Source organism: Acinetobacter sp. V2, from assembly GCF_001188385.1.
Classification (GTDB): domain Bacteria; phylum Pseudomonadota; class Gammaproteobacteria; order Pseudomonadales; family Moraxellaceae; genus Acinetobacter; species Acinetobacter oleivorans.
The window spans coordinates 109574-111310 of sequence record NZ_JZFB01000005.1 but is presented as its reverse complement, the minus strand read 5'-3'; the positions used below and the strand labels follow the sequence as shown (position 1 = coordinate 111310).

2 protein-coding genes and 1 pseudogene are annotated in these 1737 nt (G+C 40.5%); 1 reads left to right on the top strand and 2 read right to left on the bottom strand.

The annotated features are described in order from the left end of the window. Nucleotides 1–3: 3 nt before the first annotated feature. A complete protein-coding gene (locus tag UC75_RS15175) occupies nucleotides 4–522 on the top strand; it encodes a hypothetical protein (protein WP_004789310.1) in 519 nt (172 codons plus the stop codon). An 80-nt stretch (nucleotides 523–602) separates the two neighbouring features. Here the strand turns inward: UC75_RS15175 and UC75_RS15170 are convergent, their stop codons facing one another. After that, nucleotides 603–1181, bottom strand: a complete 579-nt coding sequence (locus tag UC75_RS15170; RefSeq protein ID WP_049838061.1) for a DJ-1/PfpI family protein — start codon at nucleotides 1179–1181, stop codon at nucleotides 603–605. A gap of 169 nt (nucleotides 1182–1350) precedes the next feature. Continuing rightward, nucleotides 1351–1737, bottom strand: a pseudogene (gene gatB, locus UC75_RS21940) (Asp-tRNA(Asn)/Glu-tRNA(Gln) amidotransferase GatCAB subunit B); the annotation flags it as partial.

Below are 1737 nucleotides of genomic sequence, written 5' to 3'. Positions count from 1 at the left end.
CCCATGTCACGTCAAGTTTATGCGATTGCCCGCCGTAAGTTTTCACATTTGAGCCGTTCAGTTTGTATGGCAGTTGCTGTACTGGGTACAACCCAAATTGCGATGGCTGGTCCAACGGTTGATCAGTTAAGTGACTGTTTAGTTAAGGCTACAACGGCTTCAGACAAGACCACGGTGCTTCAATGGACATTTACGGCTTTAGCTGCCCATCCTGATTTAAAAGCATTTAGTAATGTAACGCCTGAGCAAAAGGATCAGTTAGATCAGAAACTGGCGCAGGTTTTACAACGTGTGATTGTGGAGCAATGTTCTACCCAAACTAAAGCTGTGATTCAGGCTGAAGGTGTGAAGGCCGTTGGAGAGGCTTTTCAGCAGTTAGGTCAAAGTGCTGGTGAAGATATTGTTAAAGACCCCGCAGTTAAACAGCAGTTGCAGGGCACATTGCGCTATATCGATTTAAATAAATTGGTGACGACGTTTTTAACACCAGAGATTTGGAATAAATTGGGAATCACAAGATAAAAAATCTAGTTTTCTATTTTATTAATAAAGCCTGCTATTTAATCAGCAGGCTTTATTTTAATTGGGATGAAAAGGTCTATTTAGATCGTAATCGTAGCGCCTAAAACTTTCACGAATTGTGCTAACCAAGCTGGATGTGCCGGCCAAGCAGGTGCAGTTACCAAATGACCATCTGTAACTGCTTCAGTCACAGCAATATCTGCATATTGTCCACCTGCCAATTTTACTTCGGCAGCACATGCTGGATAAGCTGAGCAGAGGCGACCTTGTAATACATCTGCCGCAGCGAGTAACTGAGCGCCATGGCATACGGCTGCAATTGGTTTTTTCACTCTATCGAACTCACGTACAATTTCGACAACACGTTCATTCATACGTAAGTACTCTGGTGCTCGGCCACCCGGAATAACTAGACCTACATAGTCTTCGGTATTAATGGCATCAAAATCATAGTTAATCGCAAAGTTGTGGCCACGTTTTTCGCTATAAGTTTGCTCGCCTTCAAAATCATGAATAGCCGTTGCAATATGGTCGCCGTTCTTTTTATTTGGGCAAACAGCATGCACGGTATAACCTAAACCAGTTAAGAACTGAAAAGGAACCATAGTTTCATAGTCTTCTGCATAGTCACCGACTAACATTAAAATCTTTTTAGACATGATTTTATCTCTCTTTTTAAAATATAAGTTATCTAAATTATTAATTTAAATTAGCACAGTCACTGAGTAATTTTTTAGGAAAAAGTGCATTCTTTAGTCGAAAGGTGCTTTAGAAGGATATAAAAAAGCCCCGATAAATCGAGGCTTTTTGTTAATTTGACTAGTCAAATTAACCAATCAACTTCTTCATTAATTCATTTACTTGAGCAGGGTTAGCTTTACCCTTAGAAGCTTTCATGACTTGACCTACAAGACCGTTAAAGGCTTTTTCTTTACCAGACTTGTACTCTTCAACCATTTTTTCATTGGCTGCAAGTACTTCTTTAATGATTGCTTCAATTGCACCAGTGTCAGTTTCTTGCTTTAAGCCTTTTTCCGCAATAATGTCATCGGCAGATTTACCTTCCGATTCCCACATAAAGCCAAAGACTTGTTTAGCAATCTTACCGCTAATGGTGTTGTCAATAATACGTGCGATCATGCCGCCAAGCTGTTCAGCAGAAACAGGTGAGTCAGCCAAATCTAGGCCCGCTTTGTTTAATGCGCCTGAGAATTC

Coding starts and splice junctions, on each gene's coding strand:
- UC75_RS15170 (WP_049838061.1), bottom strand. CDS start 1,181: ATGTCTAAAAAGATTTTAATGTTAGTCGGTGACTATGCAGAAGACTAT.
- UC75_RS15175 (WP_004789310.1), top strand. CDS start 4: ATGTCACGTCAAGTTTATGCGATTGCCCGCCGTAAGTTTTCACATTTG.